This is a genomic window from Humibacillus sp. DSM 29435 (assembly GCF_001758225.1).
GTDB lineage: Bacteria > Actinomycetota > Actinomycetes > Actinomycetales > Dermatophilaceae > DSM-29435.
Window position 1 is genome coordinate 146,313 of sequence record NZ_MAST01000004.1, and the last position, 14,477, is coordinate 160,789.

The 14,477-nt window shown below is 68.6% G+C and carries 13 protein-coding genes; 8 read left to right on the top strand and 5 right to left on the bottom strand.

Annotation, left to right across the window (positions count from 1 at the left end):
* Nucleotides 1-21 precede the first annotated feature (21 nt).
* From BA895_RS04485 to BA895_RS04500, 4 genes are all read right to left on the bottom strand, one after another.
* Nucleotides 22-846 (bottom strand): carbohydrate ABC transporter permease, encoded by an 825-nt coding sequence (locus BA895_RS04485; protein ID WP_070190681.1) that lies wholly within the window; start codon nt 844-846, stop codon nt 22-24.
* Nucleotides 843-1,691 (bottom strand): carbohydrate ABC transporter permease, encoded by an 849-nt coding sequence (locus BA895_RS04490; protein WP_070190748.1) that lies wholly within the window; start codon nt 1,689-1,691, stop codon nt 843-845. Before BA895_RS04490 ends, BA895_RS04485 begins: the two co-directional genes overlap by 4 nt.
* Before the next feature lie 105 nt (nt 1,692-1,796).
* On the bottom strand, nt 1,797-3,158 hold the full coding sequence (locus tag BA895_RS04495) for an extracellular solute-binding protein (protein WP_070190682.1): 1,362 nt from the start codon (nt 3,156-3,158) through the stop codon (nt 1,797-1,799).
* Between the two features lie 43 nt (nt 3,159-3,201).
* Entirely contained in the window at nt 3,202-4,329 is a 1,128-nt protein-coding gene (locus tag BA895_RS04500) for a carbohydrate kinase family protein (RefSeq protein ID WP_070190683.1), read from the bottom strand.
* A gap of 137 nt (nt 4,330-4,466) precedes the next feature.
* On the opposite strand from BA895_RS04500, the gene BA895_RS04505 reads away from it, so the two are divergent.
* Nucleotides 4,467-5,225 (top strand): DeoR/GlpR family DNA-binding transcription regulator, encoded by a 759-nt coding sequence (locus tag BA895_RS04505; RefSeq protein WP_254666316.1) that lies wholly within the window; start codon nt 4,467-4,469, stop codon nt 5,223-5,225.
* The gene (locus BA895_RS04510; RefSeq protein ID WP_070190685.1) at nt 5,222-6,586 is read left to right on the top strand and encodes a 6-phospho-beta-glucosidase; all 1,365 of its coding nucleotides are present in this window, start codon (nt 5,222-5,224) and stop codon (nt 6,584-6,586) included. Before BA895_RS04505 ends, BA895_RS04510 begins: the two co-directional genes overlap by 4 nt.
* 29 nt (nt 6,587-6,615) lie before the next feature.
* On the opposite strand, the gene BA895_RS04515 is transcribed toward BA895_RS04510, so the two are convergent.
* Nucleotides 6,616-7,356, bottom strand: a complete 741-nt coding sequence (locus BA895_RS04515; RefSeq protein WP_070190686.1) for a GntR family transcriptional regulator — start codon at nt 7,354-7,356, stop codon at nt 6,616-6,618.
* A gap of 304 nt (nt 7,357-7,660) precedes the next feature.
* Between BA895_RS04515 and BA895_RS04520 the strand changes: the two genes are divergently transcribed.
* Genes BA895_RS04520 through BA895_RS04545 form a run of 6 tightly spaced genes read left to right on the top strand, consistent with a single transcriptional unit; the run spans nt 7,661 to nt 14,436 of the window.
* Nucleotides 7,661-8,665: a Gfo/Idh/MocA family oxidoreductase gene (locus BA895_RS04520; protein ID WP_070190687.1), complete on the top strand. Its 1,005-nt coding sequence runs from the start codon at nt 7,661-7,663 to the stop codon at nt 8,663-8,665.
* 56 nt (nt 8,666-8,721) lie between these two features.
* Complete coding sequence (iolC, locus tag BA895_RS04525; protein ID WP_070190749.1) at nt 8,722-9,693, top strand: 5-dehydro-2-deoxygluconokinase; 972 nt, start codon at nt 8,722-8,724, stop codon at nt 9,691-9,693.
* Nucleotides 9,693-10,583 (top strand): deoxyribose-phosphate aldolase, encoded by an 891-nt coding sequence (locus BA895_RS04530; protein WP_070190688.1) that lies wholly within the window; start codon nt 9,693-9,695, stop codon nt 10,581-10,583. The genes iolC and BA895_RS04530 overlap by 1 nt, the downstream gene beginning before the upstream one ends.
* A complete protein-coding gene (iolB, locus tag BA895_RS04535; RefSeq protein ID WP_070190689.1) occupies nt 10,580-11,500 on the top strand; it encodes a 5-deoxy-glucuronate isomerase in 921 nt (306 codons plus the stop codon). Before BA895_RS04530 ends, iolB begins: the two co-directional genes overlap by 4 nt.
* Complete coding sequence (gene iolD, locus BA895_RS04540) at nt 11,497-13,476, top strand: 3D-(3,5/4)-trihydroxycyclohexane-1,2-dione acylhydrolase (decyclizing) (protein WP_070190690.1); 1,980 nt, start codon at nt 11,497-11,499, stop codon at nt 13,474-13,476. Before iolB ends, iolD begins: the two co-directional genes overlap by 4 nt.
* A 27-nt stretch (nt 13,477-13,503) precedes the next feature.
* Nucleotides 13,504-14,436, top strand: coding sequence for a TIM barrel protein (locus BA895_RS04545; RefSeq protein WP_070190691.1), 933 nt, complete (start codon nt 13,504-13,506; stop codon nt 14,434-14,436).
* Nucleotides 14,437-14,477: the final 41 nt, after the last annotated feature.

The following is a 14,477-nucleotide window of genomic DNA, read 5'->3' on the forward strand; positions in this document are numbered from 1 at the left end:
CTCCTTGGTGTGGGTACTGCATTACTCCCTGATGGCGCCCTCGAGCATCCCTGCGATGAAATGGCGTTGGAGGAAGAGATAGAGCACGACGACCGGTGTCGCGACGATGACGGCGCCGGCGGCCAGCAGGGTGAACCCCGAGGTGTACTGGCCCTGGAAGAAGGCCAGCCCGAGCGGCGCGGTGCGCAGCGACTCGTCGGTGACCATGACCAGAGGGATCAGGAACTCGTTCCAGGTCCACATGAAGACGAGCACGATCATGGTGACGATGGCCGGTCGGGCGAGCGGCACCAGCACCTGCCACAGGATGCGCCGGGTCGAGGCGCCGTCGACGCGAGCCGCTTCGACCAGCACCCTGCTGCTCGAACGGAAGTAGGCGCGCATCCAGAAGGTTCCGAACGCCACCGACTGGGCCACCTGCGGCAGCACGACCGCCCAGAACGTGTTGGTCAGGCCGATGGCGCGCAGGTCGAAGAACAGCGGCACGACGACGGCCTCGCTCGGCATCATGATGCCGAGCAGGAACACGTAGAAGAGCACCTGCGAACCTCGGAAGCTCATGCAGCCGAAGGCGTAGCCGCTCAGCACCGAGAGCACCACGCTGACGACCACGGTGAACACCGAGACCAACAACGACATCCGCAGGTAGGTGCCGAACTGGCCGATCTGCCACGCTTCGGCGAAGTTGCCGAGGTGCAGGCCGGCAACGGTGAGGCCGCCGCTGTCGCCCGAGTCGGGCGCCCCGAGCGCCGAGGCGAGCACCGTCAGGATCGGCCACAGCGCGAAGGTCGCGAAGGCGAGGAGGATGACGTAGTTGGCGGTCCGCTCGCCGCTCGAGACCTTCATGCGTCACCCCGGTCGCCGATACGGTTGATGAGAAAGGCGATCGAGAAGATAACGAGAGTCAGGCAGACGCCGATGGCAGCCGCCGAACCGACCTGCCCGAGCTGGAAGGCCCGGTTGTAGACCTCGTACGACGGCACCGACGTCGTGTTTCCCGGACCGCCACGGGTGGTGACGTACACGAGGTCGAAGGTGCGCAGCGCGGCGATGACCGTGAGCGTCAGGGCGACGGCGATCTCACCCCGGACGGAAGGCAGCGTGACCGCGAAGAACTCGCGCACCGGCCCGGCCCCGTCGAGGCGGGCCGCCTCGTAGAGCTCGTTGCCGATGCGGCCCATCCCAGCGAGCAGCAGCACCGTGACCAGGCCGGTCTCGAACCAGGTGCCGATGAAGCCGATGGCCGGCAGGGCGGCGCTGTAGTCACCGAGCCACGCTCGGCCGAGCGAACCCAGCCCAACGGCATCCAGGATGCCGTTCAGGCTGCCGTCGGGGGCATAGATGCGCCGCCAGGCGACGGCCACCACGACCATGGCGATGACCTGCGGGAGGAAGACGACGGTGCGGAAGAACGGCAGGCCTCGCACCCGTGCTCGGTTCAGGATCGAGGCGAGCACCAGACCCACGGCCACCGGAAGAACCGCGAAGAAGAAGATGAGCACGAGGGCGTGCCCGAACGCGCCACGCAGGCCCTCGTCCTGCAGCACCGCGGCGTAGTTGTCGAAGCCCACCCACGAGGCGAGGGTCAGGCCGTCCCAGTCGTAGAACGAGAGCTGGACGGCCCGCAACAGCGGGTAGAGCAGGAACGCGGCGTACACGAGGAAGGCCGGCAGGATGTAGAGGTAGGCGATGCGGCGCGGCTCACCCGGCGCACCCCGGGAACCCTTGGTCGTGCCGGGTCGGCGGTTCGGGTCGGCGTTGCCGCCCCGAACCCCGAGGCCCGCCCCCAGCGTCACTTAGCCGTTCTTCGTGACGAAGGCGCTGCGGTCCTTCTCGATCGTGGCCAGGAACTGGTCGGGGGTGCTCTTCTTGGCCAGCAGGTCCTGCAGCGCGGCCCCGAGCGTGTCGTACATCGTCGGCGTCGCGAAGTCGAGGTAGGGCACCAGGCCCTCACCGTCGACCACCGTCGCGAAGCTGCTGAACACGTCCTTCTGCAGCCCGCCACCGGTCTTCTGGTCGGCAACGTAGGCGAGCGGGAGGTTCTCGGTCTCGGTCAGCACCGTGGCCGCGTTCTTGTTCGTGATGAAGTCGAGGTAGGCCGCTGCGGCATCCGGGTTCTTGCTCTTGGTCGTGATCGAGAACGGCAGGCCCGTTCCGCCGGTGGCGATGGGCTTGGCGTCTGCGCTAGCGCCGGGGGGCAGCATGAAGCCGACGTTGGCACCCATCGTCTTCTGAAGGTCGGCCTGCAGCCACGTGCCACCGATGAGGTAGGCACCGGTGCCCTTGCTGAAGTCCTGCCACGCGGGGTCGTAGTCCTTGCCGTTGAAGCCGGAGTTGAAGTACCCCTTGTCGACCCAGGTGACGAGCGTCTGGGCCGCCTTCTGGTTCTCGGGCGTGTTCCAGGTGGGACCTTTACGACCGAAGGCGAGCCCGCGAATCTGGTCGACGGGGGTGGTACGGCCCTGGATCGTGCCGAAGATGTGGATGGCCGGCCATTTCTCGAGGTTGCCGAACATCAGCGGTACGGCGCCGTCGTCCTTCAGCGTCTGCAGCGACTGCTCGAACTCGGCCCACGTCGCCGGTTGCTTCACTCCGGCAGCGGCCAGCACCTTCTTGTCGTAGTAGATGCCCACCACCTCACCGACCTGGGGCAGACCGTAGAGGTTGCCTTCGCCGAACGTCTTGCCGTCGGGGCTGTAGGAGACGTACTGACGAACCGAAGCCGGGTAGCGATCGTTCCAGCCGTAGGCCTTGGCCCAGGTGTCGAGCGGTAGCAGCTCGTTGGCCTTGACGAACTCCCCCATGTCGGAGCGGCCGTTGTTGGCCTGAACGACATCGGGAGGTTCGTTGCCACTGAGCGCGAGACGGAGGGTGGTTTTGAGGTCCTCGAAGGAACGCGACACTCGCTTGATCTTGATGTTGGGGTACTTCTTCTGGAACTCGTCGTTGAGCTTCTTCATCTGGGCCGCTTGACCACCGCGCACCTCCTGGTCCCACACCGTCAGGGTCACGTTGCCGAGGCCGGCCGCATCGGTCTTGACCGAGCTGACGGTGGGCGCGGCGGTGGTGGGGGTGTTGCTTCCCGGCGTGCAGGCGGTCGCCAGCAGGGCGACGCCGAGCACACCAGTCATCAGCGTGACTGCTCGAGAGCGGATCATGTCGGGACTCCTTTGAGTTCGTGCAGGGGTGATGAGCGCTCCGTCACTGGGTCGTGAACTGGGCGATGTCGGCGTTGCGAGCGATGGTGGCGTGGGCGCGGTGCACGGCACCCACTGGGATGTCGGGCACCAGGTCTTCGAGGAAGGCGTAGCGGCGACGCAGCGAGAGGTGGTAGCTCGACCGTTCGTTGGCATCGCGGACCCCGTGCCACCAGTCACCGATGTCGCCCCACCCGGGCGCGGAGAGCGAACCGCCGAAGTGCTGCACTGCCAGGCCGGAGCACAACGCGGCGAACGCCAGCCGGTCCTGAAGTGGCCATCCAGCCAGGGTGCCCAGGACGACGCCGGCACCGAAGACGTCACCGGCGCCGGTCGGGTCGAGGGCTCGGACCCGCAGGGCTGGAACCTGAGCCTCCTCACCGGTCGTCGCGTCGATGGCGAGCGCTCCCTGGGCGCCGTTCGTGACGACCGCCATGGGCACCCGGTCGGCCAATGCGTAGAGCGCGTCGTGCGCCGTTTCGGTGCGGGTGTAGGCCATCGCCTCGCCGGCGTTGGGTAAGAAGGCGTGACAGCAGCCCAGCTGGTCGAGCATGGAGCTGCTCCAGGTGCCGGTCGGGTCCCAGCCGATATCAGCGAAGACGAGCGAGCCCTGCGCCCGGGCGCGGTCGACCCACGTCGGGTTCTCAGAATCGCCGAGGGGGTCGGTGTTGCCGAGGTCGACCATGACGGCCCGGCTGTGAGGCGGAGACTGGATGAGCTCGGTCGCGCTGAGAGGAGAGGCGTGGGCGTGCGTCACCATGCTGCGGTCATGGTTGACCGCCATCGACATCGTCACCGGGGAGTGCCAGCCGTCGAAACGCCGTGACCGGCTGAGGTCGACGTTCTCCTGGTTGCAGAGTGCGTCCCAGCAGAAGTCGGCGTAGACGTCGTCGCCGAAGGCGGCAGCCAGCGAGGTGCGCAGGCCCAGCCGGCTCGCGGCGACGGCGAGATTGGCGATCCCGCCGGGGCTCGACCCCATGCCGTCGGCCCAGACCTCCGTTCCCGGGGACGGCAGCTGGCTCATCCCCGTGAAGATGACGTCCAGGAAGACGGTGCCCGACAACAGGACGTCGTAGGTGGGCGATCCGGGCGCACGGCTCTTCGCGAGAGGGTCATAGCCACAACCAGCCACGGGCGAGCACCTTTCTGCGTCAGTCGGAGCGTGTTGCACATCCTGCCCGCACCTCGACGAGGATGACAAGCATTTTGAGTCACAGAATGCGCGTCAATGCGCAGATGTGCGCGGCGTCGACTGTTATGTTGCCTGGTGTGCGACAGCATCGGCATCTTGAGATCGTCCAACAGCTGAAGCTGCGCGGTGTCGCGTCGGTCGACGATCTGGTCCATACCTTCGGCGTCAGTGCCTCAACGATCCGCCGCGACCTCCAGCTGCTCGACGCCTCCGGCCAGCTCGTCCGCGTCAACGGCGGTGCGCTCTTGCTGACAGACGATGCCGACCTCAGCCGCCCCTTCTCCACGGTTGCCGCCGCGCACGTGGAGTGCAAACGGGCCGTGGCGCGGCGGGCGGGGCAGATGGTGGAAGACGGTGACACGGTTCTGCTCGACATCGGCACGACGACCCACCTGTTGGCCCTCGAGCTGCGCGAGCGACCGATCACGGTCATCACGGCGAGCCTGGCGGTGCTCGACGCGCTGCGTGACGACTCACGGGTCGAGCTCGTGTTGCTCGGCGGCTACGTCCGCAGGCCCTACCACTCGCTGGTGGGCGTGCTGACCGAGGACGCGCTTCGTCAGGTTCACGCTGATGTGGCCTTCGTCGGGGCGAGTGGGGTGCGCGCCGACGGCGCCGTGCTCGACACCACGCTCGTCGAGGTTCCGGTCAAACGCGCTCTGATCGCTGCTTCTGACCGCGTCGTACTCGTGGCCGACCAGCACAAGTTCCCGGGGACCGGCACCCTCCGTGTCTGCGGCGCCGGAGAGTTGACTGCTGTCGTCACCAACCCGGGAGCCGACGCCGACACATTGGCCCTCCTGGCCAAGACGAGCGTGGAAGTGGTCATCGCATGAAGCTGGCGATTCTGGGCGGCGGCGGGTTCCGCGTGCCGTTGGTCTACGAAGCGGTACTCAACGACCCGAACCCGCAGCGGGTGACCCACGTGTCGCTCTACGACCGCGACCCGGCCCGCCTCGAGGCCATCGGCCATGTTCTGCGGGGTATGGCGCAGGGCTTCGACGGCGCTGCCGTCATCGACGTCACCGATGACCTCGACACGGCCTTGGCCGGGGCTGACTTCGTGTTCTCGGCGGTTCGCGTCGGCGGGCTGGCCGGTCGCACGGTCGACGAGCGGGTCGCGCTCGACCTCGGACTGTTGGGCCAGGAGACCACGGGCCCAGGAGGTCTGTCCTTCGGTTTGCGCACCGTGCCGGTCGCCGTGCGCATCGCTGAACGAGTGGCCGCGGTCTGCCCGAGGGCCTGGGTCATCAACTTCACCAACCCGGCTGGCATGATCACCGAAGCGATGCAGCAGGTGCTGGGAGAGCGGGTCATCGGCATCTGCGACTCACCGATCGGCTTGGGGAGGCGAGCTGCTCGTGCCCTCGGCCATGATCCCGACACGACTTCGCTTGACTACGTGGGTCTCAACCACCTGGGCTGGCTGCAGGCGCTCGGGCACGAGGGGCGCAACGTGCTGCCCGATCTCATCGCTGACCCCGGGCTGCTGTCGGGCATCGAAGAAGGCCGGCTCTTCGGCGCGGAGTGGATCCAGTCGCTCGGCGCCATTCCCAACGAGTACCTCTACTACTACTACTTCACACGGGATGCCGTATCGGCGATCCGAGGTGATGCCCAGACCCGCGGGGAGTTCCTGCTCAGCCAGCAGACCGCCTTCTACGACGCCGTCGCGCGCGACCCCGGCAGTGCGGTCGGGCGATGGCGCCAGGTGCGGGCGGAACGTGACGAGACGTATATGAAGGAGAGCCGTACCGACGACGAGTCGCGTGATGCGGCCGATGTCGCGGGCGGCGGCTACGAGGGTGTGGCCCTCGACATCATGGCCGCCATCAGGCACGACCGTCCGAAGCAGATGATCCTCAATGTTCGCAACGGGTCTGCGGTGCCGGGCCTACCGCCTGACGCCGTGGTGGAGGTTCTCTGTGAGGTTGATGCGAAGGGCCCTCGACCCGTGGGTGCGCCGCCGCTCGCCGGAGCCCAGCTCGGACTCGTTCAGCAGGTGAAAGCGGTCGAGCGCCTGGCGATCCAAGCGGCCCGAACACACTCAGCGAGCCTGGCCGTACACGCTCTCGCCCTGCATCCCCTGGTCGACTCCGTCACCACGGCCCGCGTGCTGTTCCAGGGCTACTGCGGCCGGATCCCGACCCTGGCCGCAGTCTTCGACCGCCCTGAGCCAGGCGGGTCAGGCCTTTGACGCTCTGCTCCGACCGACGGTCCGGGGGGTCAGCGCTCGTCGACCATGACCTCGATGGCGTAGTCCTGGGCGCGGTAGCAGTGGTCGCCGTACTCGACCGGGTTGCCCATGCCGTCGAAAGCGGCGCGCGTCATGGTGAGCACCGGTTGTGACGGGGTCAGACCCAGGTACTTTCGCTCCGATGACGAGGGCGGCCGCGCACCGATGCGCTGATGAGCCACGACGGGCTTGGCGCCGCGCACGCGCAACAGCGAGTACAGGCCGTCACCCTCCAGCTCGTCGCGGGTGAGGTCGGAGTAGGCGGGAGGCAACCAGTTGTGCAGCACGGCCAGGTCGATATCACCGGCCCTGCGCAACCGCACGATGTGCAACAGAGGAGTGTCGACCGCAAGGCCCATGGCACTCGCCGCGACCTCGTCGGTGACCATCTCGTGACTGAGCACGGAGGTGCTGGGCGCCACGCCCCTCTCGCGCAGCAGGTCGTCGTAGAGGCTGGTCAGCTCGGCCCTGCGGTGGATCTGGCGGCGGGCGACGGTTGTGCCGAGACCGCGACGGCGCAGCAGCAGACCCTGGGCCACGAGCACCTGGATGGCGCGCCGCACGGTGGGGCGTGAGAGACCCAGCCGGTCGGCCATCGCGACCTCGTTCTCGAACGGGTCACCGGGGGCGAGGGCCCCGCTGGTGATGGCGACCTGCAGCTGCTGGGCCAGCTGGTGGTAGAGCGGCACCGGGGTGTCGCGGTCGATCCGTACGTCCAGCCGCTCAGCCATGGCGGGGTTCGGCAATCGCCCGCAGGGCCAAGGCTGACCGTGCGCCAGCGACCGCCGCCCTTCTGCTCCACGGCCGCGCCCGGGCTTCACACGGGGTGCATGACGTCCAGCTCTTCATCAAGGCTCCTGTTGTCGGCGGCGCCGAACAGCGAGAAGCATCCCGGCTGCCGGCCAGACTGTCAAGAAAAGATCCGACATCTTAATGTTCTGACATATGTTTGACAGCCGCGAGCTGGTGCGGCACGATCACGTTTGGCCGAAGATCGCCGCCTCGCTCAGCACGACCTGACTCGATCGGAGACCCATGCGGATCGGCTTGGCGGGAGTGGGTCGCATCGGCGCCTTCCACGCCGAGACGCTGAGGGGTCTCGACCTCGTCGACGAGCTGGTGGTCACCGACGTCGTCACCGACGCGGCTCGCGCCCTGGCCGACCGCCTCGGAGTGTCGTTCGCCGCATCGCCGACCGAGCTGCTCGCCTCCGACATCGACGGCCTCGTCGTCGCCACCGCCACCCCGGGCCACGCCGCCCTTCTGAGGCAGGCTGTCGCGGCCGGACTCCCGACCTTCTGCGAGAAGCCGCTGGCGGCGACGCTCGCCGAGACCATCGAGCTCGCGAAGCTCGTCGATGCGTCGAGTGTGCCGGTGCAGGTCGGTTTCCAGCGACGGTTCGACTCCGGCTACGGCCGGGTCGCTGCCGCCGTCGCCCGCGGCGAGCTCGGCTTCGTGCACACCATCCGGGCCAACACCCACGACCAGGCCCCGCCCCACGCCACCTACATCCCGACAAGTGGGGGCCTGCTCCGCGACTGCTCGGTGCACGACTTCGACATCATCCGGTTTGTCACGGGGCGCGAGGTCGCCTCGGTCTACGCGACCGGGGCGAACAAGGGGGCCCCGTTCTTCTCCGAGGCTGGAGACGTCGACACGGCGGCGGCCGTGCTGACCCTCGACGACGGCACCCTCGCCACGGTCACCGCCACGCGCTACAACGGCGCCGGCCACGACGTGCGCCTGGAGGTGATGGGCAGCGAGGCCACGCTGGGCGTCGGCTTCGACAACTCCCTCGCGGTCACCTCTGCGGAACCGGGAGCCGGCTACCCGACCGGCGCGCGCCACCGGTCGTTCATGGAACGTTTTCTGCCCGCCTACCAGGCCGAGCTGAAGGCCTTCGCGGAGGTCGTAGGCGGTCACCGGGTCTCGGCGTGCACGGTGGGCGACGCGCTGGAGGCGTTCCGCGTCTCCGAGGCCTGTGAGGTCTCGCGCCGCGAGGGGCGCGTCGTGCGGCTCGACGAGATCGACACGCTGTGAGCACCGACTACACGGCCCATCAGTCGGGCGGCCCTCGGCTCTCGGCCGGCGTCGGGGTGTACGACCTCGTGGCGATCGGGCGCACCGGTGTCGACATCTATCCCCTCCAGCATGGGGTGGGGCTCGAGAAGGTGCGCACCTTCGAGAAGTTCCTCGGCGGCAGCGCCACGAACGTGGCGGTGGCGGCAGCGCGGCACGGCAGACGGGTGGCACTCGTCACTCGCACCGGGAACGACCCGTTCGGCCGCTACATCCACGAAGCCCTGGTCGACTTCGGGGTCGACGACCGCTTCGTCACGTCAGTAGACGGCCCGCCCACTCCGGTGACCTTCTGCGAGGTGTTTCCCCCAGACGACTTCCCGCTCTACTTCTACCGCTATCCGACCGCGCCCGACCTCATGATCGAGGCGAGCGAGCTGCCGCTCGAGGCGATCACGCTCGCCCGAATCTTCTGGGCCACGGTCACCGGGCTGTCGCAGGAGCCGAGCCGGGCCGCCCATCTCGTCGCGCTGCGGGCCCGGGGCCGGGGCACCCATACGGTGCTCGACCTCGACTACCGGCCGATGTTCTGGCCGAACGCCGCCGAGGCGAGCCTGCAGGTCGATGCGGCTCTTGATCACGCCACCGTGGCGGTGGGCAACCGTGAGGAGTGCGAGGTGGCCGTCGGTGAGACCGACCCGCAGCGCGCGGCCGACGCCCTGCTCGAGCGAGGCGTCGAGCTGGCGATCGTCAAGCAGGGCCCGAAGGGGGTGCTGGCGGCCACCCGTGACGAACGTGTGGAGGTGCCTCCGTTCCCGGTCGAGGTGGTCAATGGTCTTGGGGCCGGTGATGCCTTCGGCGGAGCCTTGTGCCATGGGCTGCTCAGTGGGTGGGACCTACGGCGCGTTGTCGAGTTCGCCAACGTGGCAGGAGCGCTCGTCGCCTCGAAGCTCGAGTGCTCCACGGCCATGCCCACCTCGCTCGAGGTGCGTGAGCAGCTCGCCTCCAGGGGTTCGCCTGACTTCGCCGCCACCCACGAGGAGGGCTGATGACCACCAGCAGCGTGTCGGTGAGAGACCTGACCGAGATCCGGGTGCGCGAGCCGCACCGTATCGCCGAACAGTGGCAGGTGCGCCGACGCCGCGAGCTGGTCGGCGTCGACGGGCGCCTGCTCGTCGTCGCTGCCGACCACCCCGCTCGCGGGGCTCTCGGCGTGCGCGGCTCCACTGCCATGGAGAGCCGCAGCAGCTTCCTCGAACGGCTGGCTACCGCAGTCTCTCGGCCCGGGGTCGACGGCGTGCTCGGCACCCCCGACATCCTCGACGATCTGTTGCTGCTCGGGGCGCTCGACGGCAAGATCGTCATCGGGTCGATGAACCGCGGTGGCCTGCAGGGAGCCACGTTCGAGCTCGACGACCGGTTCACGGCCTATCGGGCGTCCGACATCGCCGCGAACAGGATGGACGGCGGCAAGATGCTCACGCGCATCTGCCTCGATGACGCGGGCACGTCAGCGACCCTCGAGGGCAGTGCGCGTGCGGTCACCGAGCTTGCCGAGCACCGGCTGATGGCTATGGTCGAGCCCTTCATGTCGGTTCACACCGGCGGGAGGGTCTCGAACCTGCTCGACCCCGACTCCACGATCCTCTCGATGCACATCGCGGCAGGCCTCGGAGCATCCAGCGCCTACACCTGGCTCAAGGTGCCCGTCGTCGAACAGCTCGAACGGGTCATGGACGCCACGACGCTCCCGACGCTCCTGCTCGGTGGCGACCCGCAAGGCGACCCGCACGACACCTACGCCTTGTGGGGTCGAGCCCTCGAGCTGCCCGCCGTGCGTGGGCTGGTCGGCGGGCGAGCGCTGCTCTTTCCCCCCGACGGTGACGTCGCGGCCGCCGTCGACATCGCCGCCGAGCTCGTGCACGGGGTGGCCTCGTGACCGACAATGCGCAGTGGGTGCGGCCGTTGGGCTCGGCCGCCCGCGAGGGCTGGGACGTCGTCATCGAGCCCGACGCTTCGAGCTGGTCGCACACGGGGCTCTACATCGGCGTCCTCAGCGACCGTGAGCGGCGCACCCTCGAAGCCGGTGATCGTGAGCTGCTCGTCGTGCCCCTGTCGGGTTCGGTCACAGTGACCTGTGTCGAGGGCTCCGGTGCTCGGCACGACGTCGTGCTGGCCGGCCGGGCCTCGGTTTTCACCGGCCCCACCGACACCGCGTACGTTCCCCGGGGCGCCCGCCTCCAGATCAGCGCTGTAGGCGACGCCCGGGTGGCCGTCTGCACCGCCGTCGCCACCAAGAGCGACGCTGCCCACTCCTTTCGGCATCTGGCCGCGGCCGACGTGCCCGTCGAGCTGCGCGGCGCCGGCATCGCTTCCCGCGAGGTGCGCAACTTCGGCACACCGGGGGTGCTCGACGCCGACTCGATGATTGCCTGCGAGGTCATCACCCCGGCCGGCAACTGGAGCAGCTACCCACCGCACAAGCACGACGAGGAGCGCCCGGGGGTCGAGAGCGAGCTCGAGGAGATCTACTACTTCGAGGTGGCCCCGACTGCCGCATCACCTGACGCAGCGGGGGCCGACCCGATCGGCTACCAACGGGTCTACGGCACGCAAGAGCGTCCCATCGACGTGCTGACCGACGTGCGCTCAGGCGATGTCGTGCTAGTGCCGCACGGCTGGCACGGACCTGCGATGGCAGTTCCCGGCTACGACCTCTACTACCTCAACGTGATGGCCGGGCCCGGGCCGGAACGGGCCTGGCTGATCTGTGACGACCCGGCCCACGGCTGGGTGCGCGACACCTGGGCCGCCTTGCCCGTCGACCCCCGACTGCCTCTGGGAGGCATGCCATGACTCAGGCTCGTAGCAGCGTTCGGCTCACGGTGGCGCAGGCCGTGGTGCGCTTCCTCGCCAACCAGTGGAGTGAGCGCGACGGTGAGCGGCAGAAGCTGTTCGCCGGATGCTTCGGCATCTTCGGCCACGGCAACGTCGCCGGCATCGGGCAGGCCCTGCTGCAGAACGAGGTCGAGCACGGCGCGGCGTCCGACGGGTCCAGCCGGCCCGACGACCAGCACCTGCCCTACGTACTGGCCCGCAACGAGCAGGCCATGGTGCACACGTCCGTCGCCTACGCCCGTCAGAAGGACCGTCTACAGACGTGGGTGTGTACGGCATCCGTGGGTCCGGGTTCGACCAACATGCTCACCGGGGCGGCCCTCGCGACGATCAACCGGCTGCCGGTGCTGCTGCTTCCGTCCGGCACCTTCGCCACGCGGGTGAGCGCGCCGGTGCTGCAAGAGCTCGAGGTGCCGTATGCCGCTGACGTCACGGTCAACGACGCCTTCCGGCCGCTCTCGCGGTTCTTCGACCGGGTGAGCCGGCCGGAGCAGCTGCCCTCGGCGCTGCTCGGCGCCATGCGTGTGCTCACCGATCCCGCCGAGACCGGCGCCGTGACGATCGTGCTGCCACAGGACGTGCAGGCCGAGGCCTTCGACTGGCCCGTCGAGCTCTTCGCGGTGCGCACCTGGCGGGTGGCACGGCCGCGGCCCGAGGCGGTCGACATCGCAGACGCCGCCGCCGTCATCCGGGCGGCAGCGCGGCCCCTCATCGTCGCGGGTGGGGGGGTGCACTACTCGGGAGCCGAGGCGGCGCTCCAGGCGCTATGCGAGCAGAGCGGCATCCCCGTCAGCGAGACTCAGGCGGGCAAGGGGTCGCTGCCCCACGGCCACCCCCAGCAGATGGGGGCAGTCGGCTCGACCGGTACGTCGGCGGCGAACGCCTTGGCCGCCCAGGCCGACGTGGTCGTAGGCATCGGCACAAGATGGGGCGACTTCACGACCGCATCACGAACAGCGTTCCAAGACAGCGGAGTTCGTTTCGTCAACATCAACGTCGCGCGCTTCGACGCGGGCAAGCAGGCCGGCCTCGCGGTGGTGGCCGACGCTCGCGAGGCGCTGACCGCCCTTTCGGCGGCACTCGAGGGCTACACCGTCGACCGTGTCTACCGGGCGCGCCAGGCCGAGCTCTGGAGCGAGTGGGACCGCGCCGTCGAGGCCGCCTATCACCCGTCATCCGAGGTGAGAGACGCACTGAACGACGGGCTGCTCACCCAGGCGGAGGTGATCGGTGCGGTCAACGAGCTGACGGATGCTCGTGACGTCGTGCTCTGTGCCGCCGGCTCCATGCCGGGCGACCTGCACAAGCTCTGGCGCGTGCGCGACCGCAAGGCCTACCACGTCGAGTACGGCTACTCGTGCATGGGCTACGAGGTGCCGGCGTCGATCGGCGTGCGGCTGGCCGACCAGACCCGTGATGTTTTCGCCATGGTGGGCGATGGCGGATACCTCATGATGCCAACGGAGCTCGTCACAGCCGTTCAGGAGCGCATCAAGGTGGTCGTGGTGCTGGTGCAGAACCACGGGTTCCACTCGATCGGCTCTCTGTCAGAGTCACTCGGTTCGCAGCGTTTCGGCACGGCCTACCGCTACCGCGGTGAGCTGAGCCGGCGCCTCGACGGCGACCGGCTGCCGGTCGACCTGGCCGCGAACGCCCGCAGTCTCGGGGCGCACGTCATCGAGGTGCACTCGCGCGGCGATCTGTTGCGGGCCATCAGGGAGGCGAAGGCGGCGCCGTCTGACGGCGGCCCCATCGTCATTCACGTCGAGACCGACCCGACCGTCTACGCACCAGACGGAAACGGCTGGTGGGACGTACCGGTCAGCGCGGCCTCCACGCTCGACACGACCCAGGCGGCCTACGCCGACTACACCGACCACAAGCGCTCGCAGCGACCTCTCGTGGGCCCGACCGACCCGGCGAGCAAGCCGTGACCCATCTTGTCTGAGAGGAACGGCACCATGGCCGACGACAGGGCCCGCAACACCGACCCGCGCTACGACCGGCTGACCATCGGAGTCTGCCCCGACCAGTGGGGGGTGTGGTTCCCGGAGGACGACCAGCAGATCCCGTGGGAGACCGCGCTCGACGAGATGGCCGACGCAGGCTTCTCGGTGATGGAGACAGGCCCTTTCGGCTACTTCCCTAAGGACGCGGAGCGGCTGCGGGAGGCGATGGACCAGCGCGGGTTCCGCGTCGTAGCCGGCACCGGGTGGGGCATCCTGCACCAGCCGGAGGCCTGGGCCGACACTGAGAGAACGTTCCGCGCCATCGCCGAGACCCATGCGGCGGTCGGGGCGGAGTACATCGTGCACCTGCCGCCGATGTTCCGCGACGAGAAGAGCTGGGAGTACACCGACGACAGGGTGCTGTCGACGAAGGCGTGGAACACCTACATCTCCAACGCCGACCGGCTGGGCCGCCTCCTCAAGGAGGACTACGGCCTGCAGATGGTGCTGCACCCGCACGGTGACAGCCACATCGAGACTCCAGACGACATCGACCGGGTCTTCTCGGCGACCGACCCCGACTACGTGGGCTTCTGCCTCGACACGGGGCACGTCGTCTACGGCGGCGGCGACCCGGTCGAGCTGTGCCGCAGGTACCCGGAGCGCATCTCCTACGTGCACATCAAGGCCATGGACGAAGCCTTGGTGAAGCAGGCCCACGACGAGGACTGGCCGTTCGGGCAGGCAGTGGCCAAGGGGTGTTCGGTCGCTCCGCCCGCCGGCGCCCCCGACATGCCAGCACTCATCGAGGCGCTCGCCGACCTCGACAAGCAGCTCTACGTCGTGTGCGAGCAGGACATGTACCCCTGCGACCCTTCGGTGCCGCTGCCGAACGCGATCCAGACCCGGGAGTACCTGGCCTCGATCGGCCTCGGCCTGCCGTGATCCTGCCCTGATCCTGCCCTGAACACGGACCACCTCGACCC

Coding starts and splice junctions, on each gene's coding strand:
- BA895_RS04485 (WP_070190681.1), bottom strand. CDS start 846: ATGAAGGTCTCGAGCGGCGAGCGGACCGCCAACTACGTCATCCTCCTC.
- BA895_RS04495 (WP_070190682.1), bottom strand. CDS start 3,158: ATGATCCGCTCTCGAGCAGTCACGCTGATGACTGGTGTGCTCGGCGTC.
- BA895_RS04510 (WP_070190685.1), top strand. CDS start 5,222: ATGAAGCTGGCGATTCTGGGCGGCGGCGGGTTCCGCGTGCCGTTGGTC.
- BA895_RS04515 (WP_070190686.1), bottom strand. CDS start 7,356: ATGGCTGAGCGGCTGGACGTACGGATCGACCGCGACACCCCGGTGCCG.
- BA895_RS04520 (WP_070190687.1), top strand. CDS start 7,661: ATGCGGATCGGCTTGGCGGGAGTGGGTCGCATCGGCGCCTTCCACGCC.
- BA895_RS04530 (WP_070190688.1), top strand. CDS start 9,693: ATGACCACCAGCAGCGTGTCGGTGAGAGACCTGACCGAGATCCGGGTG.
- iolD (WP_070190690.1), top strand. CDS start 11,497: ATGACTCAGGCTCGTAGCAGCGTTCGGCTCACGGTGGCGCAGGCCGTG.
- BA895_RS04545 (WP_070190691.1), top strand. CDS start 13,504: ATGGCCGACGACAGGGCCCGCAACACCGACCCGCGCTACGACCGGCTG.